Annotated in this window: 25 protein-coding genes; 10 read left to right on the top strand and 15 right to left on the bottom strand. The window is 38.9% G+C overall.

What is annotated here, in order from left to right:
* The 4 genes from CVS84_RS04160 to CVS84_RS04150 all read right to left on the bottom strand — a co-directional run.
* On the bottom strand, positions 1–341 hold a 341-nt coding region (locus tag CVS84_RS04160; RefSeq protein ID WP_107691280.1), incomplete at its 3' end, for an Rrf2 family transcriptional regulator.
* Positions 342–457: 116 nt separating this feature from the next.
* Complete coding sequence (locus CVS84_RS09610) at positions 458–601, bottom strand: hypothetical protein (RefSeq protein ID WP_234411892.1); 144 nt, start codon at positions 599–601, stop codon at positions 458–460.
* A 57-nt stretch (positions 602–658) separates the two neighbouring features.
* Complete coding sequence (locus CVS84_RS09605; protein WP_265094310.1) at positions 659–1,078, bottom strand: NAD(P)H-binding protein; 420 nt, start codon at positions 1,076–1,078, stop codon at positions 659–661.
* 40 nt (positions 1,079–1,118) lie between these two features.
* A complete protein-coding gene (locus CVS84_RS04150; protein ID WP_107691279.1) occupies positions 1,119–1,493 on the bottom strand; it encodes a cupin domain-containing protein in 375 nt (124 codons plus the stop codon).
* 148 nt (positions 1,494–1,641) lie between these two features.
* Between CVS84_RS04150 and CVS84_RS04145 the strand changes: the two genes are divergently transcribed.
* The 7 genes from CVS84_RS04145 (at position 1,642) to CVS84_RS04115 (ending at position 7,596) form a co-directional block, all read left to right on the top strand.
* A complete protein-coding gene (locus tag CVS84_RS04145; RefSeq protein WP_107691278.1) occupies positions 1,642–2,526 on the top strand; it encodes an ABC transporter six-transmembrane domain-containing protein in 885 nt (294 codons plus the stop codon).
* Positions 2,504–3,424: a cation diffusion facilitator family transporter gene (locus tag CVS84_RS04140; protein WP_107691277.1), complete on the top strand. Its 921-nt coding sequence runs from the start codon at positions 2,504–2,506 to the stop codon at positions 3,422–3,424. The genes CVS84_RS04145 and CVS84_RS04140 overlap by 23 nt, the downstream gene beginning before the upstream one ends.
* Before the next feature lie 79 nt (positions 3,425–3,503).
* Positions 3,504–5,294 (top strand): translation elongation factor 4, encoded by a 1,791-nt coding sequence (gene lepA / locus CVS84_RS04135; protein WP_107691276.1) that lies wholly within the window; start codon positions 3,504–3,506, stop codon positions 5,292–5,294.
* Positions 5,295–5,511: 217 nt separating this feature from the next.
* Positions 5,512–5,742 (top strand): 2-hydroxymuconate tautomerase family protein, encoded by a 231-nt coding sequence (locus CVS84_RS04130; RefSeq protein ID WP_087585995.1) that lies wholly within the window; start codon positions 5,512–5,514, stop codon positions 5,740–5,742.
* Positions 5,736–6,458, top strand: a complete 723-nt coding sequence (locus CVS84_RS04125) for a hypothetical protein (RefSeq protein ID WP_107691275.1) — start codon at positions 5,736–5,738, stop codon at positions 6,456–6,458. The genes CVS84_RS04130 and CVS84_RS04125 overlap by 7 nt, the downstream gene beginning before the upstream one ends.
* 11 nt (positions 6,459–6,469) lie before the next feature.
* The gene (locus tag CVS84_RS04120) at positions 6,470–7,027 is read left to right on the top strand and encodes a YajG family lipoprotein (protein WP_107691274.1); all 558 of its coding nucleotides are present in this window, start codon (positions 6,470–6,472) and stop codon (positions 7,025–7,027) included.
* On the top strand, positions 7,027–7,596 hold the full coding sequence (locus tag CVS84_RS04115) for a ComF family protein (protein WP_107691273.1): 570 nt from the start codon (positions 7,027–7,029) through the stop codon (positions 7,594–7,596). Before CVS84_RS04120 ends, CVS84_RS04115 begins: the two co-directional genes overlap by 1 nt.
* An 83-nt stretch (positions 7,597–7,679) precedes the next feature.
* Here the strand turns inward: CVS84_RS04115 and CVS84_RS04110 are convergent, their stop codons facing one another.
* The 11 genes from CVS84_RS04110 to murJ all read right to left on the bottom strand — a co-directional run bounded on the left by CVS84_RS04110 (position 7,680) and on the right by murJ (position 19,539).
* Positions 7,680–8,318, bottom strand: coding sequence for a YggS family pyridoxal phosphate-dependent enzyme (locus CVS84_RS04110; RefSeq protein ID WP_199906104.1), 639 nt, complete (start codon positions 8,316–8,318; stop codon positions 7,680–7,682).
* Positions 8,315–9,424: an RIP metalloprotease RseP gene (gene rseP / locus CVS84_RS04105; RefSeq protein WP_107691272.1), complete on the bottom strand. Its 1,110-nt coding sequence runs from the start codon at positions 9,422–9,424 to the stop codon at positions 8,315–8,317. The genes CVS84_RS04110 and rseP overlap by 4 nt, the downstream gene beginning before the upstream one ends.
* Before the next feature lie 76 nt (positions 9,425–9,500).
* On the bottom strand, positions 9,501–10,397 hold the full coding sequence (locus CVS84_RS04100; RefSeq protein WP_107691271.1) for a hypothetical protein: 897 nt from the start codon (positions 10,395–10,397) through the stop codon (positions 9,501–9,503).
* 2 nt (positions 10,398–10,399) lie between these two features.
* Positions 10,400–10,945: a CDP-diacylglycerol--glycerol-3-phosphate 3-phosphatidyltransferase gene (gene pgsA / locus CVS84_RS04095; RefSeq protein WP_107691270.1), complete on the bottom strand. Its 546-nt coding sequence runs from the start codon at positions 10,943–10,945 to the stop codon at positions 10,400–10,402.
* Between the two features lie 31 nt (positions 10,946–10,976).
* Entirely contained in the window at positions 10,977–11,765 is a 789-nt protein-coding gene (locus tag CVS84_RS04090; protein ID WP_107691269.1) for an enoyl-ACP reductase, read from the bottom strand.
* The gene (gene dapA, locus CVS84_RS04085) at positions 11,765–12,634 is read right to left on the bottom strand and encodes a 4-hydroxy-tetrahydrodipicolinate synthase (protein WP_234411895.1); all 870 of its coding nucleotides are present in this window, start codon (positions 12,632–12,634) and stop codon (positions 11,765–11,767) included. Before dapA ends, CVS84_RS04090 begins: the two co-directional genes overlap by 1 nt.
* Positions 12,635–12,660: 26 nt before the next feature.
* Positions 12,661–13,902: a M16 family metallopeptidase gene (locus CVS84_RS04080; protein ID WP_107691267.1), complete on the bottom strand. Its 1,242-nt coding sequence runs from the start codon at positions 13,900–13,902 to the stop codon at positions 12,661–12,663.
* Between the two features lie 11 nt (positions 13,903–13,913).
* Positions 13,914–14,987, bottom strand: a complete 1,074-nt coding sequence (locus CVS84_RS04075; RefSeq protein ID WP_107691295.1) for a quinone-dependent dihydroorotate dehydrogenase — start codon at positions 14,985–14,987, stop codon at positions 13,914–13,916.
* 53 nt (positions 14,988–15,040) lie between these two features.
* Positions 15,041–16,765, bottom strand: a complete 1,725-nt coding sequence (locus tag CVS84_RS04070) for an ABC transporter ATP-binding protein (RefSeq protein ID WP_107691266.1) — start codon at positions 16,763–16,765, stop codon at positions 15,041–15,043.
* The gene (gene cysS / locus CVS84_RS04065; protein WP_107691265.1) at positions 16,758–18,152 is read right to left on the bottom strand and encodes a cysteine--tRNA ligase; all 1,395 of its coding nucleotides are present in this window, start codon (positions 18,150–18,152) and stop codon (positions 16,758–16,760) included. Before cysS ends, CVS84_RS04070 begins: the two co-directional genes overlap by 8 nt.
* Positions 18,139–19,539 carry a murein biosynthesis integral membrane protein MurJ gene (gene murJ, locus CVS84_RS04060; protein WP_107691264.1) on the bottom strand — a complete coding sequence of 467 codons (1,401 nt, stop codon included), beginning with the start codon at positions 19,537–19,539 and terminating at the stop codon, positions 18,139–18,141. Before murJ ends, cysS begins: the two co-directional genes overlap by 14 nt.
* A 123-nt stretch (positions 19,540–19,662) precedes the next feature.
* On the opposite strand from murJ, the gene CVS84_RS04055 reads away from it, so the two are divergent.
* The 3 genes from CVS84_RS04055 to CVS84_RS04045 are packed head-to-tail and all read left to right on the top strand — an operon-like array spanning position 19,663 to position 23,200.
* Positions 19,663–21,576 (top strand): flagellar assembly protein A, encoded by a 1,914-nt coding sequence (locus tag CVS84_RS04055; protein WP_107691263.1) that lies wholly within the window; start codon positions 19,663–19,665, stop codon positions 21,574–21,576.
* A gap of 17 nt (positions 21,577–21,593) precedes the next feature.
* Complete coding sequence (ruvA, locus tag CVS84_RS04050) at positions 21,594–22,148, top strand: Holliday junction branch migration protein RuvA (RefSeq protein ID WP_087578896.1); 555 nt, start codon at positions 21,594–21,596, stop codon at positions 22,146–22,148.
* Between the two features lie 11 nt (positions 22,149–22,159).
* Entirely contained in the window at positions 22,160–23,200 is a 1,041-nt protein-coding gene (locus CVS84_RS04045) for a D-alanine--D-alanine ligase (RefSeq protein ID WP_107691262.1), read from the top strand.
* Positions 23,201–23,218: the final 18 nt, after the last annotated feature.

Here is a 23,218-nt window from a genome sequence, read left to right as displayed (position 1 = left end):
TTTAAAAAGTGACCGGTTAAAAGTCCCTCGATCTTGCCGCCAAGTGGGCAGGCTTTAGGTGAGTCAGAGTGGATCTTAAAAAGTTTTTCTTTATCATTTACTGCGTTAAAAATTTGAAGGAGGGTTATATCTTTTGGCTCTTTTGCAAGACTCACACCACCAACTCCAGCTACAACATTCACAAGTCCTGCAGCCTTTAGAGTGCCAAGCAGACGCCTAACTATGACAGGATTTGTGTTTATGCTACCTGCTATAAATTCGCTTGTGACTTTTTCGTCTTTAAAAAAACAAGCTGCTAAAACTACATGGATCGCGGTTGAAAACTTGATCCCTACTTGCATGATTGTCCTTGAAATTTTCTCTGATTATACTTTAAATTTTTACTAAAAAGTAGTTTATTTTTTAGTTTAGATTTGACAAGCCGGCTTTTTGTGCCAGATATGTCAAATCTATAATTTTATGCTCGCTCGCCAATTGCTGTGAAACGTTTTTGTGTAAATTTTTTGTTTTTTAGCTCGTCTATGATCGCAAGCGTAAGGTCTGCATAGCTTATATAGCTCTCATTGTTTGAGTTTAAGATGAGATTGTCTCCACCAAGCACGTATTTACCAGTACGAGCACCATTTGCGTCGTAGTCACCTGCTGGACTTACATACGTCTAAAGTACGTCCGATTTAGTTTTTAGCTCGAAAAACGACTCCGCAGCTGCTCTTGCCACTCCCATATATTCATGTGGGAAGTCAGGCGTATCCATAGCCATCGTACCTTTGTCATCCACCAGTAGTGTGCCGGTGCCACCAACTATGATGAGCCTTTTACTGCTACCACTTAGTAAATTTGTAAGATGGATTGCTACCTTTTTATATAAAGGGAAGGTCACATCAGTAAAAGTGCCAAGTGCGCTAATAACGGCGTCAAGGCCCGCCAGATTCGCCTTTGTAAGCTCAAATATATCTTTATAAAAAACCTTAACACTACTATTTTTATACTCTTTGTTTCTAACGATCGCTGTAATGTCGTAACCTTGTTTTATGGCTTCATTTACTAAATTTACGCCGCTCTTGCCGTTTGCGCCTATGATTGCTATTTATATTGTTTATCCTTTGGGATTTTTAAATTTATAGCCAACTTGGCTTGATGTCTGTGACTATCACACCATCGCTCATAGTGTATTGCTCTAAGCTACCTTTTTTGCTCTGTATGCAGATCATTTTTATGCCGTTTTTGCCAGCTCTAAAACACCTTTTACCTTCTGGGTCTATGCGTAGTGCGTCACCTTTGCTTACTTTTAGCACTTCACCGTCGATGAAAAGCTCACCATCACCTTCTAAGATAATATAAAGCTCCTCGTTTTGTTTGTGTGAGTGGACAAATGGTACGCTCACATTTGCTGGAAGCTCGTTTATAGAAACTTCACAGCCGCTTAAATTTAAAGCTTCTTTTAGCTCGATTCTTGGCTCGTTAGCGATCTTTGTAACTTGATAATTTTTCATTTTTTTCTCCTTTTTTGTTGTAATATTTTTATTTACAACTGATGAGCGAAGTATAATATTTTTTAGTTGTAATGTCAATAGTTACAACTAATTTTTTCAAATTTTTATAAATTTGGCTAGAATTCGCAAAAAATTTTTAGGAGTAAATTTGCAAAATAACGCCTTTAAAACGCTAAAGAGCATAGCGACCGAGCACAATAAAAAGCTTATACTGACCTTCGCTTTGGTGCTAGCCGAGAACGGACTTTTTCTAGCCTACCCGATATTTGCGGGCTTTGCGATCAACGCAATCATGCAAGGAAACACGTTAAATGCCCTTGTTTACGCACTTTTTGTGCTTATAGCGTGGCTTGTTGGAGCTATCAGACGCCGCGTGGATACGCAAGTCTTTGCAGGCATCTACGCAAAGCTCGCCGTAAACGTCATCATGAATGAAAAACAAAACGCCAAAGACGACTCCGCTATCATCGCTAGAGTGGCACTTTCACGTGAGTTTGTAAATTTCTTTGAGACGCACTTTCCGATGTTTTTTACCTCGGTTATTTCTATCATCGGCTCAGCGTTTATGCTCATCTTTGTCGAGCCAAAGGTCGCTGTGGCGTGCTTTGCTGTGATGATCGTTTTTCTTATATTTTTGCCAAGATATGTTAAGAAAAATGATGATCCTTATCTTCGTTTAAATGACCGATTAGAAAAAGAGGCGAAAGTTATAGGTGTTTTTAACAAAAGCACGCTAGATAGGCACTACGACGTCGTTTATAAATTTCGCATAGCGATCTCAAACAGGGAAGCGGTGAGCTATTTTATCATCGGTATTAGTGCTTCAGTACTCTTTTTAGTGGCGATAATAGTGCTAAGCTCACAGCAGACAAATGCCGGCCACATCTACTCCGTGATGACTTACATTTGGAATTTTGTCATCAGTCTTGACGACTCGCCAAAGCTCATCGAGGAGTTTTCAAATTTAAAAGATATCGGTAAGAGGATCGATGCCCAAAAAAAGGACAATAATGCACAACAAGAGCGTTCTTAGAAATTCGTTTTTACTTATTTTTGCGTTTATGGTGGTCGAGGCTATCTTTGGCTTTCTCTCAAACTCGCTTGCGCTCATCGGCGACGCCTTTCACATGCTCTCAGACGCAGCCGCACTATTTTTTTCGCTCATGGCGTTTAAAATTTCAGAAAAAAGAGCAAATTTAAAAAAGACCTTTGGCTATAAAAGAGTTGAGATCATCGCTGCTTTTGTGAATGCCTCGGCTCTTATTGCCCTAGGTATTTTTGTGATAATTGAAGCGGTTGTGAGACTTTTTAGCGAGCCGCAGATCGAAGCCAAAACAATGCTTGCTATTAGCATTTTGGGACTTATTATAAATTTGATCGTAGCTATTTATATGCATAAAAGTAGCGATATAAAAGAGAATTTAAATATAAAAGGAGCTTATCTTCATGTCCTTGGTGATACGCTTGGTTCCGTTGGAGCGATTATTGCAGCACTAGTCATAATGAAATTTGGCCTTACGCAAGCTGATAGTATTGCAAGTATATTTGTTTCGATACTTATCATAAAAAGTGGCTTTGGCTTACTAAAAGATAGCTTTAATATCCTTATCGAAGCCGTGCCAGTCGATCTTAATACGGATGAAATTTTAGCTATCATAAAAGGCGTGGATGGCGTTAGACAGGTGCATGATCTACATATTTGGGCGATAAGTGCCGGTTCAAATGCACTCATAGCCCATGTGGTGGTGGATGACGCGCTAAGCGTGGACGAGATCTCAAAGATGATAAAGCAGATCGAACACGAGCTATCTCATGTTAGCATCGGCCATGTTACGCTTCAGTTTGAGAGCAAGGCCATTGGGCATAAAGATGAGCTCATCTGCGAGATAAAAGGCAAAGAAGAGCACGGACACTTTGGTCACAAGCATTAACATTGCTTTTCTTATGCAAATTTTAAATCAATTTTAGGCAAAATAAAAGCCAAAAATTTAATCAAGAAGTAAAATTTAAATGAAAAACATCAGAAATTTTAGCATCATCGCTCATATCGATCACGGCAAAAGTACGCTCGCAGACCGCCTGATCCAGGAGTGCGGCGCCGTGAGCGACCGCGAGATGAGCTCACAGATCATGGACACGATGGATATCGAAAAAGAGCGCGGCATCACGATAAAAGCTCAGTCTGTTCGCCTAAACTACATGTTAAATGGTGAAAATTTTGTTCTAAATTTGATAGACACTCCGGGCCACGTAGACTTTAGCTACGAGGTGAGCCGATCTTTAGCCAGCTGTGAGGGCGCACTGCTAGTCGTGGACGCTTCTCAGGGCGTGGAGGCGCAAACCATCGCAAACGTCTATATCGCGCTAGAAAACAACTTAGAGATCATTCCAGTGATAAACAAAATCGACCTACCAGCGGCTGATCCTGCTAGAGTAAAAGACGAGATCGAGCACATCATAGGACTTGACTGCTCAGGGGCGATTGAAGTGAGTGCAAAAAGCGGTATCGGCATAAAAGAACTGCTTGAAGCAATCATCACGAGAATTCCAGCACCAAATGGCGACGCAAGCAAGCCAACAAAGGCGCTTATTTATGATAGCTGGTTTGACAACTATCTTGGCGCGCTTGCACTTGTGCGTGTTTATGATGGTGAAATTTCAAAAAATGATGAAATTTTAGTTATGGGCACAGGCAAAAAACACATCGTGCTAGATCTCATGTATCCAAATCCTATCGCTCCTATAAAGACAAAGAGTCTTTCTGCTGGCGAAGTAGGCATCGTTGTACTCGGACTTAAAAATGTTAGTGACGTCCAGGTGGGCGATACGATTACGCAGGCTAGAAATCCATTAAAAGAGCCAGTAGGTGGCTTTGAGAGGGCTAAGCCATTTGTTTTTGCGGGGCTTTATCCTATTGAAACTGATAAATTTGAAGATCTGCGTGACGCGCTGGATAAGCTAAAGCTAAATGACAGCTCCATAAGCTACGAGCCAGAGACCTCGGTCGCGCTTGGGTTTGGCTTTAGGGTTGGCTTTTTAGGTCTTCTTCACATGGAGGTCGTCAAAGAGAGGCTGGAGCGTGAGTTTGACCTTGATCTCATCGCCACAGCGCCAACTGTGACTTATGAAGTCATCCAAACTGATGGGCTAAATTTAAAAATTCAAAACCCAAGCCAGTTGCCGCCTGTAAATAAAATAGACTCTATCCTTGAGCCATATGTGAAAGCGACTATCATCACGCCAAGCGAATTTTTGGGCAACATCATCACGCTTTTAAACAACCGCCGTGGTATACAAACAAAGATGGACTACATCACGACTGACCGCGTTTTGCTTGAGTATGACATACCGATGAACGAGATCGTGATGGACTTTTACGACAAACTAAAATCAAGCACAAAAGGCTACGCGAGCTTTGACTATGAGCCGAGCGACTACCGCGTGGGCGATCTAGTAAAGCTTGATGTCAAAGTGGCTGGCGAGACGGTCGATGCACTCTCTATCATTGTACCTGAGAGCAAGGCGCAGACAAAGGGCAGGGACTTTGTAAAGGCGATGAAAGAGATCGTGCCGCGTCAGCTCTTTGAAGTGGCGATACAAGCTAGCATCGGTAATAAAATAATCGCTCGTGAGACCGTGAAATCAATGGGTAAAAATGTCACAGCCAAGTGCTATGGTGGCGACATCACTCGTAAGAGGAAGTTGCTTGAGAAGCAAAAAGAGGGTAAGAAACGGATGAAGGCGATAGGTAAGGTGAATTTGCCACAGGAGGCATTCCTATCGGTATTAAAAATAGACTAACGGCTTATCTTTTGTGTCCTTTTGAAAGAGTTAGTAAAATTTTGGCTTGATGAACTATCTGTTCTATCTGCGCCAAAATTTCACGTCACAACTTTCAAAATCATCTCAAAATATTTCGCCTTATTGTGAACTGGCGATACTGCCGCAGCAAGGATCTTATTTTGGCAAATAGGTTTTTGATTAAAATTTAAATGCTAAATTTGTAAAAAGGAGTACTATGCCGTTTGTGAAAATTTGTGTGACAAAAGAGGGCGATAGTCCGAGTGTAGAGCAAAAAGAGAAGATGATAAGTGGAGTTACAAAGCTAATAAGCGAAATTTTAGGAAGAAATGCTCAAAATACTGTTGTTATCATTGATGAGATAGACACTAATAATTACGGCATAGCAGGAGAGAGTGTGAAAAATCTTCGTAAAAAACAAAACGAGCAAAAGGAAGTGAAATGCTAAGAACAACACTACTAACGGCACTTATGGCTATTTTTATGACGGGCTGTATGGCTAAAGCCAGCCTTTGCCTCTCATGTGAGGGTATAGACGGCATGCAAAGTGCGAGCATAAACAGCGAAGATAAGATGTATTTTGAAGAGGTTATGAGGATACCGGCTGATTGCAGTGCTTGTAAAGGTAGGGGCGATGCCCTTTTCATAAATGGCGTCAAATACAAAAGTGATGTAGCGATAAACTGCTGCTTAGAAAAAAATATGATCGATGCTAACGTTGGATTAAAAAAAGTTTATTTCCACAGGATCGTCGATGCTAGAAGTAGTGCAAGATCGATTTACTACACAGGCGTTGAAGGAAATAGTGCAGTTTTTAACTCAAACCCACGCCTTGAAGTGCTTTTTTACATGTTTTTGCAGCGCGAGTTAAATTCTCGTGGTATCGTTGTTGTCGATACTCAAACATCGCCATATACATATAGGCTTGATTTTAGATTTGACGAGCTTAGAGGAAGTTACTCAGGAGCTTCAGAAATTTTAAATGGTCATCTAAATGGCCTTCTTGTGCTTTCAAATATAAATTTCAAAAAAACTTTACCTATCTCGACTAGGCACCATGTAGAGAAGCTTGAGGCTTCAAAATCTGAGCAGTTTGACTTTTTTATCGCACTTTTAGTTAAACAAGCTGCGATAAAAGTAGCCGATGAGATCACTAAACTTTAAAAGGAAAAACGATGAATAAATTTAAATTTTTGACTATTTTTGGACTTTTTGTTTTGCTTTTAACCGGTTGTGCACCAAGTCAAAGTGTTGTCGCATTTGATCCGTATAAGACTGCTGCGAGCCAGCAAAATAGCGGCTTTGAAGCTTATATAAGCGCAGTGCATGACAACCGCAAAAACAAAAGTACCATTGCTACGATCACTGATGGCAAAGGTACTGTAAAAGAATATGTTGTGCTTCAAAACGATCTTGCTACTTATTTTAGCGATTCGCTCAAAAAAGAGCTTATGGCGCGCGGTGCAAATGTAAATGGCATGGGTGGAGTCGTGGTTGAAATTTTTATCAACGAGTTTGAAGCAAATATGAGTGGATACGGTACTGATAATACAAAAGGTAATATTAAGATTACACTTAAGATCCAAAAAGGCGATCAAAGTATCGTTAAAAATATTTCAAATAATCAAACCAAATTTGAGTTAATTCCCACAGGTGGGGCATTTAAATCATTTTTGACTGAAATAATAAATGACGCTATCAAACGCACTGCAATTGCTATCTTAAATAGCTAATGTTTTGTGCGTTTTGCAAGAGCTTTACGCTAAATACATTTTGTAAAATTTGCTCACAAATTTTAAGCGAGCCAAGCCCGATAGTAAGAGAACTAGAGGGCTTTAAAATTTATAGCTTTTACGGCTACTCTGAAATAAAAGAACTCATCCACTCCAAGCACCAAATGCACGGATATCTTATATATAAAAACTTAGCCAAATTTGCATTTAATAAATTTGCTAAAAGCTTTAGCTTTCCGGAGAAAGTCTATGCTCTGCCTATAGATGATAGAGTTCATTTTGGCTACTCACACACGGCTATTTTGGCAAATGCACTAAGGGCTAAAAATCTAAAGCCCATATTTCATGCACTGCATGCAACCAGTAAGATCAGCTATAGTGGTAAGGATTTACAATTTAGACAAAATAACCCAAGAAATTTTAAAATCCTAAAAAAGATCACTGCGCCAGTTATTTTAGTAGATGACATTGTAACCACTGGCACTACGATACTTGAAGCTAGAAATACTCTAGAAAAAGCTGGCGTAAAAGTACTTTTTGCTCTAGTTTTAGCTGACGCTAAATATTAGATTTTTAATTTTTCGCTCAAGCCTTTTTAGTAAAAATTTATCAAGCTCCAGCAGCAGAGGCAAATCAGACAAAAGCGATAAAATTACAGATAAAGCATAGTGCCAAGGCGGATCATATTTGAGCCACATTTTATCGCTAGCTCGAAGTCACTACTCATGCCCATCGAGCAGATAGTTGCGCCTTTTGGCTTTAGGCTATCAAAAATTTTATATGTTAGCTCAAAGCTTTTTTGAATCTCTTTTGGCTCATCCACATGCGCTCCGATACTCATCACGCCTTTTAGATTGATATTTTTACACTCGCTTTGGATGCGCTCATAAATTTCTGCCGCATTTACTACGCTTACGCCTTGCTTTGTATCTTCATCAGCCGAGTTTATTTGAAGCAAGGTGTCTAGCTTATAGCTAAGCCTTTTATCGACCTCTACGGCCCTTTCAAAGCTATCACAGCTTTGCCAAAGTGTGGGCTTTAGGCTTATCATTTGATTTATTTTGTTATTTTGCAAGCGGCCGATCATATGCCATTTTATATCAGTAAAATTTTGTAGTTCTAGCTCTTTTTTGGCTAGCTCTTGGACTCTATTTTCGCCAAAATTTCTTTGCCCTTGCGCGTAAAGCTCTCTTACTTCAGTGCATGTCACATTTTTGCTAACGGCGATGAGCGTCACATCTTTGCTTAAATTTTCTATCTTTTCAAGCAGCTCTTTTAAAACTATCATCATAAACCTCCACTTAATCTCATAATATCATTAAAGGTTGCAAGTACCATTATACCAAGCAGTAATGCCCAGCCGCAGTAGGTAAGCGTCGTGAGCACTCGCTCATTTACCTCGCGTCTAAAAATTAGCTCATATAAGTTAAAAAGTATGTGTCCGCCGTCAAGCGCTGGGATGGGGAATAAATTTAAAACGCCTAAATTTACTGAGATTAAAGCGACGATCGTCAAAAGTACGCCAAGACTTATTTTTGCAGCTTTTGAAGTGACATCAGCGATCTGCACGATACCACCGACCTCTTTTAGTGGTACAGTTCCACTTACTAGTTTGGTAAAGCTTTTAAAGATTAGTTTTGATGCCTCGATCGTCTCACTAAAGGCAAAATTTATGCCTGCAAGACCAGTGTGGTAAATTTTTATCACTTCTCCATTTGGAGAAATTCCGATCAGTGGGCGCTGTACCTTTTCATTAAATAGATTTATCGTCTCGCCTATCTTTGGTGTTAAATTTATAGTCATTTGCGAGCCGTTGCGATCTATCAAAATGGTGCTTGGCTCTAATTTTACATTTTTACTGATCTCATCCCACTCGTTTATCTTTACGCCGTTTATGGCTAAAATTTTATCGTTTTTCATAAGTCCAGCGCTGGCAGCCGCCGAGCCGTCAGCTATGTGTCCAACGCTTGGCGCAAGTCTCTCAACACCGATAAATCCAAGCAAAATGTAGATAAAAAAGGCCAAGATAAAGTTAAAAAATGGTCCTGCAAAAAGGATATAAATTCGCTTTAGTGGGCTTAGCACGTTGTAGCTATCACGGTCGTAGTTTTTGGCCTTTGGGTCGGTGTCGTCTTGACCTTTTAGCTGCACGTATCCACCAAGTGGGATCGCGCTTAGGCAGTAGTCGGTGCCGCCAACGCTTTTGGTGTAAATTTTCTCGCCAAAGCCGATGCTAAAGGTGTTTATCTTTACGCCAAGCGTTCTTGCTGCCAAAAAGTGGCCAAGCTCGTGAAAAAATATAAGAAAACTAATGGCTAAAACAGTCACTAAAAAATAAAACGAATATGCATAAAGCCCAAGACAAAGTAGGACTAGCGTGAAGAGAATACCTTTCAAAACTTACCTTTTTTTGAAAAAATTGATGAGATTTTAGCTAAAGTTTATAAATTTACTCTCAAATTTACCTTGCCATTTAGGCGAAAATTTCCTTTAGCCAAGAGAGTGTTTTGGCTCTATTTAACCCTTTGCTGACACTAAAATAAGTTTTGTCTTTATCGTCTAGGTCAAATTTTAGATCAAAATGTGATTTTACTTGATCTATAAATGGTTTTAAGTTTAATATATCAGGATAGGGCAAAATCTCTTTCGGTAGCTCTTGCAAAAAGCTTATGCCGTCATCATTAAAATTTATTCTAGCCCTTGGCACAGCGTCGTTTCTAAGCTCTATCTCAAATGTATGGTCATTTATAAAAGGGGCAAAAAGGAGAATTTCTAAGTGAAATTTACCGGCTAGCTCATCATCGCTTAAGCCTTGATTGCTAAACCAGTAGCCAAAATTTACAGCTTTTAGCGAGATATCAAAATCATAAGGATCAGTAGGGTTTACGCCGATACGTTGTAAAAGCTCATATATGGGCAGTTTTGCTTGTAAGCCACCATAATAGTCATAAAGCTTGGCAAGTAACGGATGTGTGCGGCCGGCTTTCTCTTGCAAGCGTAAAATTTCAAAAATATATCTATGCGCAAACGAGCGGTGTGATACCGAGCGAGTAGCTTGCATGTTTAGATAGTCTAAAATGTCAAGGCTTTTTGTAAAGCTCATCGCACTCCAAATACCACGCAAGGTCTCTACGTCGTTATCAAACGTATCAAATTTATCTGCATGGGTTTTGTCGTATTCTAAAGCGCAACTTAATAAAAATTCATTTAGCTCAGGGCTGATCACAGCGCCAATTTTTTCTAAATTTTTAGCATCGTGATAAAAATTTGTGTTGATGATCTTTTGATTTAGTTTTTTGGCTTGTTTTTGCAGTGCTGGCTCTAAATTTGCAGTGCGTTTTAAAATGATCTCTTTTAATTCGTAGCTCAAATTTAGCTCTTTTTTATCGCTTTTACGTAGGCAAAAATGTACTCAAACCCAGAATAAAGCGTGAGCGCAACAGCTATCCAGAGCAAAAGTTCGCCACCAGGCCAGCTCATCAGTAAAAATCCAACCGCAAACATCTGTGAGACTGTTTTTACTTTGCCTGCCATCGAGGCCGCGACCTCTACGCCATCACTTGCCATAACGACACGAAAGCCAGTTATGAAAAATTCCCTCACCAAGATGAGATAAACAGCCCAAGCGCTAGCCCTTCCAAGCATCATAAGGCCTAAAAATGCCGCAAGTATCAGCATCTTGTCTGCCAGTGGATCAAGGATCGCTCCAAGTTTAGTTTTTTGATCCCAGCTTCTTGCGATGTAGCCGTCAAAAAAGTCAGTCACTGAGGCGATCACAAAGATAAGAGCTGCGAAGTAGTTTATCCAACTTATGTGAATTTGCGTAAAAATTCCTGGCGCATTTACGAGCATAAAAAACATAAGCGGAGCCAACAGTATCCTAAAAAACGCTAAAGAATTTGGTAAATTTAAACTCACAAATATGCCTTTATGCTTAGAAATTTCACTCTCATTTAAAAGTCGTGCCACCATCTATTATAAATGTATGTCCAGTCACCCAGCTAGCTTTTGGTGAACACAAAAATAGACATGCTCCAGCTAGATCAGTTGGCTGTCCCATGCGGTTTAGCGGGCTAAGCTTTGCCGTCATATCGCGCACCTCTTCGTAGTTGGTAAAGGCTCTTAGCGCGTCTGTCTCGATAGAGCCGCCGCTTACGACGTTTACACGGATATTTTTCTCGCCAAGCTCGGTCGCAGCATATCTTGCCATGGCTTCAACTGCTGCTTTTGCTGTGCCGTGACCTGCGTAGTTTTCGATATATACTAAATTTCCAGTCGATGATAGGCTGATGATGCTACCACCACCCACTTTTTCCATGCGTTTTGCAGCTTCTTGAGTGCCTACGACAAAGGCATTTACTGTTGCCGTAAAGATATTGTTTATGCCTCTTGGTTTTAGCTTCATAAATTTAGTGTATCCACCAGCTACTGCGCGACCTGAAATAATTGCATTTGATATAAAAAAATCAATCCTGTCAAAGTCCTCGTCTATCTTTAAAAATAGCTCTTTGTATGTTTCTGGCTCGAGGATATTTAGCGCATACGCTCTGGCTTTTATCTTGTAAATAGCCTCAAGCTCTCTTGCTTGCTCATTTGCAAGTTCTTCGTTTGAGTTATAGGTAAATGCTATGTTTACGCCAGCTTTTGCAAATTCTTCAACTATGGCTCTACCGATACCTCTAGTGCCACCACTGATAACTAGCGTTTTACCTTTAAATTCGTTTAGTGTGTCCTTCATTAAAATCCCTTTATTTCATAATTTTTTATTACTTCTTCGATTTTTTTAAAATTTTCTTTACTTGGTTTGCAAAGTGGCAAGCGATACTCTAAAGAGTCGATGAGTCCAGCTAGATACATCGCTGCTTTGATCGGTATCGGATTGCTTTCACAAAAGAGTGTTTTATTTATCGTGTATAGATTGTCGTTTATTAGTTTTGCTTTCTTGTACTCTTCGTTCATCGCAAGGTGCGTTAGCTGAGAAATTTGATCTGGCAAGAGGTTTGCAGTAACTGAGATAACGCCTTTGCCTCCATTTGATATGATAGGATAGTTGATCGCATCTTCGCCGCTGATGACTACTAAATTTGGCTCGTGAGCTAGTAGATCGACGCATCTATCTATGCTGCCTGTAGCCTCTTTGATGCCATAGATATTTTTGCACTCTTTAAAAAGTCTAAAAACGGTCGCTGGCAAGATATCCACGCCAACTCTACCTGGAACATTATAAAGAAGCACAGGAATTTCAATGCTATTTGCAATGGCTTTGTAATGCTCATAAAGCCCTTCTTGCGTTGGTTTGTTGTAATAAGGCGCAACTGAAAGGATGCCATCAGCACCATGAGCTTGGGCAAATTTAGCGATACCAATAGCCTCGTGAGTGGCGTTGCTACCAGCACCAGCAAGCACTTTAACGTCTGTGCCTTTGCATGCATTAACAGCTATTTCGATACAAATTCTATGCTCATCATGAGTTAGAGTTGCGCTTTCGCCAGTGGTTCCTACTGGTACGACTACATCGATGCCATGTTTTATCTGTCTTTTTATCAGTTTCTCAAAGCCAGCTTCGTCTAATTTTTGATTTTTAAATGGCGTAATGAGTGCTGTCATCGCACCTTGAAGCGAATTTTCCACATTTATTCCTTTTTTAAAATTATTGTCGTGCTAGTTTTTTCATTAAAATATCTATTTGCTATATCTTTTAAAAGTTTTGCATCGATTTTATCGATATTTTTTTCAAGTTCATAAAGTGGCTTTATGTCACCTCTAGCAAGGTACGAGCCGTATAAATTTGCAACCTTACTTGCACTTTCAAACGAATAGATAAAGTCGCTTTTGATTAAATTTTTAACTCGCAAAACATCGTTTTTGTCGATAGGTTTGCTTTTAATATCCTCTATAATCTTTAAAATTTCAGCCTCAACCGCAGTTGCCTCGACATCTGGGTTGCAAACTGCTAAAAATATAAATAAATTTTCATCAACACAACTCATATTGTAAGCGTAAATTTGATTTACAAGCATGAGTTCATCGACTAATTTTTGCTGTAAAACCGAGCTTTTGCCAGTAGCCAGATATTCACTGATCGCATTTAGACCTACTTGATCAGAGTGTTTGAAATTTGGGATTTTGTAAGCGATAGCTAGCATTTGTGTTTGGCTATCTTTGTAGATAATGGCTCTTCTAGCTCCATCTTGCTCAGGTTCTTTACAGTGAGATTTTGGGATGGCTCTTTTGTTTTTTATGCCACCAAAATTTTTCTTAGCTAGCTTAAATGTCTCATCCTTGTCAATGTCGCCACTTATCATTAAAATGGCGTTTTTTGGCTGATAATATGTAGCGTGAAATTCTTTTATGTCGTTAATATTCCAGTTTTCTATATCTTTTATAAAACCTATCGGAGTCCAGTGGTATGGATGGTAGATAAATGCGTGATTGTAGAGTCTAAAGTAGAGGTATCCCATAGGGTTGTTGTCTGTTCGCCACCTACGCTCTTCATGCACCACGTCTCGCTCTGGTTGAAATTCTTTGTCTTTTAGGCTTAAATTTTTCATAAGCTCAGCAAAAAGACCAAGCGTTTTGTCTAAATTTTCATTTGAAGCTTTTATAAAGTAGTGTGTGCAGTCAAAGCCTGTACTTGCGTTATTTACGCCGCCAAAGCCTTTTACAATTTCGTCAAATTCGCCAGCTCGTAAATTTTTGGTTGATTTAAAATTTAGATGCTCTAACATGTGAGCGATGCCGCTTTTGCCCATCACTTCGTTTCTTGATCCAACTTTATAAAAGACATCGACGCTTATCACTTTTGAGCCTGGATTTACTGGTACGTGATAAATTTCAAGTCCGTTTTCTAGTTTTGTTTTATTAAATTTTATCAATCTTTTGCCTTTTATTTTTTAACATCTATGCCGACCGCTTCGCTAATAGAGGCAAAGCCATCTCTTTTTAAAAGTTCTAAAATTTCTAAATTTATATCTCTTGCGATCATCGGCCCTTTAAAGATAAAGCTTGTAAAAATTTGAACCAAATTTGCTCCCATTTTTATGCGTTCATACGCCTCTGCACCGCTATCTATGCCACCACATGCGATAAGCGTCGTCTTGCCATAAAGCTCGTCTGCTACGGCTTTAAAGATCTCTTTTGACTTTTGAGCTATCACTTTGCCACTTAGTCCGCCAAAATCCTTTAAATTTGACGAGTGAGAGAGCGAGTAATCAACACTTGTATTTGAGACAAGCATGCCGCTAGCGCCGTTTTCTACCGCGCAACTACAAAGCCTGATCGCATCTTCGTGGCTCATATCAGGAGCGATTTTAAAGATGATTGGTTTTTTGGTAAGTGGTAAAATGACGCTAAAAAGCTCTTTTATGAAGCTCTCATCTTGCAAAGCTCTTAAATTTGGCGTGTTTGGCGATGAGACGTTTATGACAAAGGTGTCGCAAATTTCACTAAATTCTCTTACTAAAATTTCATAGTCTTTTATTGCATCTTCGTTTGGTGTAACCTTGTTTTTACCGATATTTGCCCAGATAGGTATGGTGAAAGGATAGATCTTTTTTACTCTATTTTTGATAGCCTCACAACCGTCGTTGTTAAAGCCCATCGCATTTTGAATACTCTCTTCATCTATGAGCCTAAAAAGTCTTGGTTTATCGTTGCCAGGTTGAGGTTTTGGAGTAAATGTGCCAAATTCTAAATACCCAAAGCCAAGAGCCGTGAGTGCTTCAAACATCGTGGCGTTTTTATCAAAGCCACCTGCTATGCCAACTGGATTGTGGTAAGTGCTTGAGAATAAATTTTGTTTTAGCGCATTGTCATCGACCACGCACTTATTTGCTACAAAGCTTAATGATCCTGGAAAAATTTTATTTGCTCCGATCATTGCAAGTTCTGCGATCTTGTGGGCAGTTTCAGGATCAAATTTAAAAAATATAGATTTTAAAGTTTCGTAGTTTAAGCTCATTTTAACCTCTTTAAAATGCCTAAAATTTTGTGCAAATCTTAGCAAAAATCGCCTTAAACTAAGGCTTTGCCTTTAAGTTTTGCATAAATTTCATTTCTCTTACTAAGCTCTTCATCACTTCCAGTATCAACTATCCTTCCGTTGCTTAAAACTGCGATCTTATCAGCACTTTCAACCGTACTTAGACGGTGAGCGATGACAAAGATGATCTTTTTGCTTCTGAGATTGTTTATAGCCTTTGTGATCTCTTTTTCACTCTCATTATCAAGTGCTGAGGTAGCCTCGTCAAAGATGAGAATTTGTGGGTTTTGATAAAGCGCTCTAGCTATTGCGATACGTTGTCTTTGACCGCCTGAAAGGTTTGTGCCAAATTCGTTTAAAGTAGTGTTTATGCCGCCTTCTAGTTTGCTCACAAACTCATAAGCATTTGCCATTTTTAAAGCGTTTATAACGGCATCTTCGTCAAATTCCCTGCCGTAAGCTACGTTTTTAGCGATCGTGTCATTAAAGATATAGACGCGCTGGGTGACAAGTCCGATATTTTGGCGAAGTGAGTGAATTTTGATATCTTTTAAATTTATGTCGTTTATTAAAATTTCTCCGCCATTTACGTCGTAAAATCTCATAAGCAAATTCATAAGCGAGCTTTTTCCGCCACCACTTGAGCCAACAAGGGCTATAAATTCTGACTTATTTGCCTCTAAATTTATCCCTTTTAAGACCTCTTTGTCGCCGTAGCTTAGGCGGACGTCGTTAAATTTGATCAAATTTATCTCTTCGTTTAGCTCTTTTTGGCCATCTTTTATCTGGCTTACCTTATCCATCAGGAAAAAGGTCCTCTCGCTCGCTGCGATGGCATCTTGCATTTTATTGTATATATTTACGATACGTTTTAGCGGGGTGTAGAGCATGAAAAGCGCAGTTAAAAACGAGAAAAATGCACCCATATTTATATTTCCATCGATGACGTCTTTGCCGCCTATTATGATGACAGCTGCCACGCCGATTGAGCCAATTGTTTCCATTAGTGGGCTTACTAGTTGCTCGATTTTTACGGTTTTAAGGTTTAACTTAAAAAATTTGTTATTTTCTTCAACGAAACGTGAGTGCTCGTATTTTTGGGCATTATTTGCCTTGATGATCTCGATATTTGTAAAAATTTCACTCAAGGCTGAGGTGATATCAGATGTCTTTTCTTGCGATTTTTTTGAGATTTTTTTCATCTTTTTAGCAAGGCGCGAGATCGGATAAATCGCTAATGGCATAACAACAAGTGCAAAAAAGGCTAATTTAGGGCTTTGATAGATGACTACACAAAGCAGACCTATGATAGTTACAAGCTCCCTAATAAGCTCAGGTATGATGCTTGAAACAATAGATCTTATGCGCTCTATGTCGTTCGTGGTTCTGCTTATTAGCTCGCCTGTTCTAAAATCATTAAAAAATTTCATGTCCAAATTTAGTAAATTTTCGACCATCTTTTCACGAAATCTTCTAATCGTATCTTGACCAATATACGCGGTAAAATAGGCCTGCATAAAAGTTCCAACATTTTTTAACAGATAAATAGCAATGATCGCACATGGCAGCATATAAAGCAATGTTTCGTTTTTTTCAACAAAAATTTTATTAAGTACTGGCTCTACTAGATATGCACTGACCGCTGTTCCGCCACTTGCAAGCCCCATGCCAATGAAGGCTAGGATGAAGTGCGGAATGTAGTCTTTAAAATATGGACCAAAGCGTTTTAGTACATCTTTTAAGCCAAAGTTAGTCATTGTTTTTCTCCCAAACTGCGCCGTTTGGTGTATCCATGATAGAGATATTTAGACTGGAAAGCTCATCTCTTATCTCATCAGCCCTTGCAAAATTTCTCTCTTTTTTAGCTACCGCGCGTTCGTCAAGAAGTTTTTGGATATGCTCTTTTTGCTCGTCACTTACGCCAAACTGAAAATACTCCACATAGTTTGTGATAGCAATGCCTAAAATTTCGCCTATGAGCTCTAAATTTGCCACCACTTCGGCCTTATATGCTTTATCTTTTGGGTTGTTATCAAGTCTTTCATTTGCCGTTTTTACAAACTCATCGACGCTTGCAAGCGCCTTTGAAGCGTTTAGATCATCACTAAGTGCCTCAAGTAGCTCGCTTTTAAAGCTCTCATTTGCCATGCCGGCTTGTACGCCATCAACCCTTTTTTTGAGGCGGTAAATTTTATCAAGCCTCTTTTTTGAAGCCACTAGATCTTCGTCTGAATAGTTAAAATGCGCTCTGTAATGGCTCGTAAGCAAATAATATCTAAGCACTTCACCATGAACGTTTTTTAGGGCGTCCTTTACAAAAAAGCTGTTATTTAGGCTCTTGCTCATCTTTTCGTTATTTACTTTTATAAAGCCGTTGTGCATCCAGTATTTGCTTAAATTTTTATGATAGGCACATCTGCACTGGCTAGCTTCATTTTCGTGGTGCGGAAAGAATAGGTCGATGCCTCCAGCGTGGATATCGATCTCAAATTTATCATTTTCTTTGTCGCTTAAAAACTCCCTTATCATCGCCACGCACTCGGTGTGCCAGCCAGGGCGACCCTTGCCAAATGGGCTCTCGTACCATTTCTCGTCAAATTTCCAAAGCACGAAGTCTTTTTCATCTCTTTTCTCACCAAAACTTGCCACTCGTGCGATTAGATCGGTGTTATTGTCCTTGCCGCTAATGCTAAAATAACCACTATCCTTGCTCGTATCAAAGTAAATTCCATCGCTGGTTTTATACGCCACACCTCTATCCATAAGCACCTTGATGTAGCTGATGATCGCCTCCAAGCACTGCGTAGCCTTTGGTTTAAAGTCTGGGTCAAGCACGTTTAAAGCGTTCATGTCGCTCTCATAATGTGCTATATACTTGTTTGTGATCTCTTCTAAGCTTTGGCCAGTTTGCGCCATTTTATTTAAAATTTTATCGTCGATGTCGGTGTAGTTTCTTGCAAATTTGACCTTGTAGCCAAGCGCTTTTAATACCCTTCTTAAAAGATCAAAGCTAACGGCTGATTTTGCATGTCCCAAATGCGCATCATCATAGACCGTTGGACCACACAGATAGATGCTAACTTCACCTTCTCTTATCGGGCTAAACTCAACCTTTTCTCTTTTAGAAGTATCAAAAATTCGCATTAAATATATCCTTTAAAAATGTTAAGCCAAAATAGAGCAAAACCGCTAAAACAGCGATAGCAGCTATAAATTTAGGCTCGATTATAGCTAAAAATCGCTTAGCTCCAAAGGCTCTTATGTATAAAATAAGCTGTAAAAATCCCCCAAGCGAGCTTGCAAATGCAAGACCAGCTGCTCCAAATTTCTGCATCAAAATGACAGCTAGGATCAAATTTATCACAAGGCAGATGATGGAAATTTTGGCTGCCTCTTTTTGCTTCATATTTGCATAGAGCCAAAGTGAGAAAATTTTAGCCAGCCCAAATGGCGTAAGCCCTACCAAATAGGCACTTAGCACCTTGGCGCATTCAATGGTATTTGCCCTTACAAAATTCCCTCTTTCAAACAAGAGCCAGATGATAAACTCGCTTAGCACTACGCCTGTGATCGTAGCTGCTAGCAGGGCGCAAAGGAGTAGATAAAAGCTCTTTTTTGTCCAAACTAGGGCGTTTGCCTCGTCTTTTTGCTTTAAAAGTCTGGTGATCTTTGGAAAGAGTGCTTGAGAGAGCGCGATCGCAAAGATAGCAAGCGGAAGCTGAAAAATTCTATTTGCATAAAAAAGATAGCTTATCGAGCCACTTACCAAAAAGCTAGCTAGCCAAGTGTCCATAAATGCGCTTATTTGCATCGCACTTGAGCCAAGTAGGCCGTGATAAAAATTTATAAAAAAGCCTTTGCTACTAGCTTTTTTGCCTTTAAAATATCCGCTTATTCCGCCCCAGAAAATTTTATTTAAGGCGTTAAATTTCATAGCGATTAGATGCACCAAAACCTGCAAGATGCCACCTGCAACGACACCAAAACTAAGATAAAATGCGACCACGCTTTCACTCTTGCCACGAGCCAAAAGTAGCGATGCGATCATGGCTAAATTTAGCAGTGCAGTAGAAAACGCAGTCGTGGCAAAGTGCCCTTTATACTGAAGCAGCGCACCCATGAAAGTAACGATATAAACAAGAGCTAGATAGTAGAAATTTATACACACAAGCGGCACTGCATCGGTGATATTTTGTTCACTTAAACCGCTTGCGATGATCTTTATAAAGTAGGGCGTAAATAAATTTACAAGAAGCGTTAATGCGCCTATAAAAAGTAGAAATTTGATGAAAATTTCAGCCTGAAAGATCGCTTTTTTCTTGCTATTTGCAAAATTTGGCAAAAATGCCTGCGTAAAGGCACCTTCTCCAAAGATACGCCGAAATAAATTTGGTATTTTAAAAGCGATAAAAAAAAGATCGCTAAATATGCCAGCTCCAAGGATGGAAGCTGTTAAAAGGTCTCTTATAAGTCCAAGAATTCTTGAAACCATAATGCCAACTGAGTTTGAAAAAAAACCTTTTATAAACATCGCTCACCTAAATTAAATTTGAAAACGCAATAGTAACAAAAGATGCTTTAAAGCTTACATAACCCAAATTTAATAAAATTTTGGCGATAATAAGAGCCAAATTTTATGTGAAATGGATCAATTTTGAGCGAGAACGTGCAAGAAAACGAGAGATTTTTACCGCCAACGCAAATTCAAACTTCAACACCTTATATATCGCTTAAAGAATTAAGCAAGCAACACAGCGTACCGGTAGAATTTATAGATTTTAAAATTTTAGGCATTTTGACTTATTATAAAAATAAAGATAATGAAGAACCAGTTTTTGTCCCTGAAGAAACTTTAAACTTTTTTGATGATAATGCATTTTATCTTGACGAGACACTAGAGATCGAGCAGGTCTATGATGTGGAATTTTTTGATGTTAGGCTAAATGCTGTGCCAAAGCTTCCAAAGATAGAAATCGGTGTAAATTCAACGGTTACAAAAGTAGTCGCAAAGGTAAAAGCTACAAAAGATTGTGAATACGAACAGCATTACGAAGATAAACTTTTTGAATATATCGCTAAACAGCTTATGAAGGCTCAAATTTTAATAGGTATAAGGATCGGCAAACTAAAAGACGAGCTAAAACAAATCGCCTCAGTTGTGCATGTAAAGGGCGAACTTGATAAAGACTACATACTAAACATAACACAAGGTATAAATCCAAAAAAAGCTACCGATGCAAAGATACTTTACTACTACAAAGATAAACTTGATGCGATAAAAGAGGAAGATAAGGTTGATTACGCTGATAGAGGTTTTGTTTTTGGCGTGGCACAAGATGAAGTGATAATGGAAGAGAAAAAGTCTCACGAAGGGCAAAATGGCCGTGATGCGAGGGGTAAATTATTAGCAGTAGAAAAGCCAAAAGAAGATACTGGCAAAGAGATAAGTATAAGCGAAAATATAGAGAGAGTAGAAAATGACGATAGCATAATATACATCGCTAAAAAATCAGGATATGTAGTTGAGAAAAATGGCTCATTTGACATTGAAGAGCGCATAGAGATAAATGAGGCAAATTTTAAAACAACTGGCTCTATTCAAGCAGGCACTGATACAAATGTGACTTTAGTGGTTAGGGAAACTGACACTATAAAAGATGCCATCGGCACTGGCATCATCGTGGAGGCTGACGAGATCGAGGTTAAAGGAAATGTCGGCGCAAATGCGATGGTTAAAGCAAATGAAGTAATAATCGGCGGTCAAACACACCAAAAGGCTAAAATTTATGCAAAGAATGCAAAAATTTCTATCCATATCGGTAAGGTTGAAGCTGAAAATGTCGAGATAGATAGGCTAGAAGGCGGAAACGTCGTAGCAAAAAGAGTTAAGATAAATAGCGTCGTTGGTGGCTCTATAACTGCTCAAAATATCCAAATAAATACGCTTGGCTCAAACTGCACTATCACAGCTTCACACTTAATAGACGTAAGATATCTAAGAGGCACTGACAATAAATTTATAATCGATACTAGCAAAATGCCTGAGAGTGCTGAGGCTACGCAAGAGCAATTAAATAAGATCGAATATACAAAAGCAGAGCTTGCCTCACTTCTAAAAAATATTGAAACAAAGAAAAATGTCATAAATGAAAATAAAGACTCGATTTATACCATAAAAGCAAAGGTAGAAGAGCTCTCAAAAGCTAAAGTGATACCGCCAGTTACCTTTATGAAAAAGCTAAAAGAGTATCAAGGTCTAGTCAATGAATACAACACTTTGCTAAAAATTTTTAAAGATAAAAAAGAGTTGCTAGCTACTCTAAAAGATGAGCTTGAGATCATGCAAAATGGAATATTTTCTGCAAAAGTGATAAATAGAGGCAACTGGGTTGAACTAAATGAGATTAGATTCGTTATCGTTGATCCTCCACAAAATGTCACTTATATCTCAAAGCAAAATGAAACCGCTCATGCCATTACTTTAGAGAAGATCGGCGATGGCGATGAGGCTGAGTATAAGATCAAAAAGTCAAATAAATTAGAAGACTACACAGATACAAATTTCTAAGAATAAAAGGTTAAAGGATGATAAAAGCGATCGAAGGTATCGTCAGCAAAAAAGATCCCGCATTTGTGATACTTAAGACAAATAGCGGCGTAAGTTATGGGATTTTCATTTCGCTTTTTTGCTCAGCCAAGCTTAGCAAGGGCGAAAAAGTCGAGCTTGCCATAACACAGATCATAAGAGAGGACGCAAATTTACTTTACGGCTTTTTGGATGCAAATGAGCAAAAGATGTTTGAGATGCTTATAAAGCTAAATGGCATCGGAGCTAGCACGGCTATGGCAGTTTGCTCAAGTCTTAGCTCGCAAGCATTTACAAATGCCATAATAAGCGGTGATGCAGATACCTTTAAAAGTGTACCAGGTATCGGACCAAAGACTGCTAGACGCATTATAGCCGAGCTAAGCGACGCAAAACTAATAAGTGATGAGAGTGTACCAAGCTATCAAAATGAGGCACTTTTGGCACTTGAGGCGCTTGGCTTTAAACGTGAGAAGATAGTGAAAATTTTGCCTGAGTGTAAGAGTGAAAATACGAGTGATCTTATAAAAGAAGCATTAAAGAAATTAGGATAAGGATTAAAAAGATGAATTTAGGTGTGATATTTGGAGCAAAGAGCTATGAACATGAGATAAGCATAGTTAGTGCAATAGTTTTAAAAAATGTCCTAAAACAAGAGCTAAAATTTATATTTTGCGACGCAAATAGAGATTTTTATCTTATCGAAGAGAAAGATATGAGAGCAAATTTCTTTAGCTCTGGCAAATACAAAAATTCAAAAAAGCTCATTTTGTCTAAGGGTGGATTTTTCATACACTCTCTCTTTGGCGATAAAAAAGTAGAGTGTGATGTTATTATAAATTTGATCCATGGCATGGACGGCGAAGATGGCAAGATAGCAGCGCTTTTTGACTTTTACGGCATAAAATATATAGGTCCAAGGCTTGAAGTAAGTGCACTTAGCTACAACAAAGAGCTTACTAAATTTCTAGCGCAAAAAGCTGGCGTAAAGGCGCTTGACTATGAGATGCTAACTCGTGAGAGCCAGCCAAAATTTCACTATCCTATTATTTTAAAGCCAGCAAGACTTGGAAGTAGTATCGGCGTAAATATAGTGCATGACGCCAGCGAGCTAGCTTATGCAAAAGACATAGCATTTGAGTTTGATAAAGATGTGCTTGTCGAGCCTTTTATAAAGGGAGTAAAAGAGTATAACCTTGCAGGCTGTAAGATAGATGGAAAGATAAAATTTTCTATCATCGAAGAGCCAAAAAAGAAAGAATTTCTTGACTACGAGCAAAAATATCTTAGCTTTTCAAATGAAAACAAGGTAAAAGAGGCTGAAATTTCTGAGGAGCTAAAACAAAAGCTTAAATTTAACTTTTCAAAAATTTATGATTGCGGTTTTGACGGAGCGATCATTAGATGCGACTTCTTTGTGATAGATGATGAGGTCTATCTAAATGAGATAAATCCAAACCCAGGAAGCCTTGCAAACTATCTATTTGAGGATTTTGAGAGTACTTTAAATGCTCTTGCAAACTCACTTCCAAGAGAGCGTAATATAAAGATCGATTATAGCTTTATAAACTCGATCACTTCAGTAAAAGGTCGTGGGAAAATTTAGACCATTTAGTAGATTATA

Origin of the sequence: Campylobacter concisus (assembly GCF_003048575.1) — a bacterium.
Classification (GTDB): domain Bacteria; phylum Campylobacterota; class Campylobacteria; order Campylobacterales; family Campylobacteraceae; genus Campylobacter_A; species Campylobacter_A concisus_U.
The sequence above is the reverse complement of the archived record's forward strand: the minus strand, read 5'-3'. Positions and strand labels throughout refer to the sequence as shown.

Bases quoted from the DNA above. Each gene is read 5' to 3' on its own strand.
- CVS84_RS04150 (WP_107691279.1), bottom strand. From the start codon at position 1,493: ATGAAAAATTATCAAGTTACAAAGATCGCTAACGAGCCAAGAATCGAG.
- CVS84_RS04140 (WP_107691277.1), top strand. From the start codon at position 2,504: ATGCACAACAAGAGCGTTCTTAGAAATTCGTTTTTACTTATTTTTGCG.
- lepA (WP_107691276.1), top strand. From the start codon at position 3,504: ATGAAAAACATCAGAAATTTTAGCATCATCGCTCATATCGATCACGGC.
- CVS84_RS04130 (WP_087585995.1), top strand. From the start codon at position 5,512: ATGCCGTTTGTGAAAATTTGTGTGACAAAAGAGGGCGATAGTCCGAGT.
- CVS84_RS04125 (WP_107691275.1), top strand. From the start codon at position 5,736: ATGCTAAGAACAACACTACTAACGGCACTTATGGCTATTTTTATGACG.
- CVS84_RS04120 (WP_107691274.1), top strand. From the start codon at position 6,470: ATGAATAAATTTAAATTTTTGACTATTTTTGGACTTTTTGTTTTGCTT.
- CVS84_RS04115 (WP_107691273.1), top strand. From the start codon at position 7,027: ATGTTTTGTGCGTTTTGCAAGAGCTTTACGCTAAATACATTTTGTAAA.
- CVS84_RS04110 (WP_199906104.1), bottom strand. From the start codon at position 8,318: ATGATGATAGTTTTAAAAGAGCTGCTTGAAAAGATAGAAAATTTAAGC.
- CVS84_RS04090 (WP_107691269.1), bottom strand. From the start codon at position 11,765: ATGAAGGACACACTAAACGAATTTAAAGGTAAAACGCTAGTTATCAGT.
- dapA (WP_234411895.1), bottom strand. From the start codon at position 12,634: ATGACAGCACTCATTACGCCATTTAAAAATCAAAAATTAGACGAAGCT.
- CVS84_RS04075 (WP_107691295.1), bottom strand. From the start codon at position 14,987: ATGAGCTTAAACTACGAAACTTTAAAATCTATATTTTTTAAATTTGAT.
- CVS84_RS04070 (WP_107691266.1), bottom strand. From the start codon at position 16,765: ATGACTAACTTTGGCTTAAAAGATGTACTAAAACGCTTTGGTCCATAT.
- cysS (WP_107691265.1), bottom strand. From the start codon at position 18,152: ATGCGAATTTTTGATACTTCTAAAAGAGAAAAGGTTGAGTTTAGCCCG.
- murJ (WP_107691264.1), bottom strand. From the start codon at position 19,539: ATGTTTATAAAAGGTTTTTTTTCAAACTCAGTTGGCATTATGGTTTCA.
- ruvA (WP_087578896.1), top strand. From the start codon at position 21,594: ATGATAAAAGCGATCGAAGGTATCGTCAGCAAAAAAGATCCCGCATTT.
- CVS84_RS04045 (WP_107691262.1), top strand. From the start codon at position 22,160: ATGAATTTAGGTGTGATATTTGGAGCAAAGAGCTATGAACATGAGATA.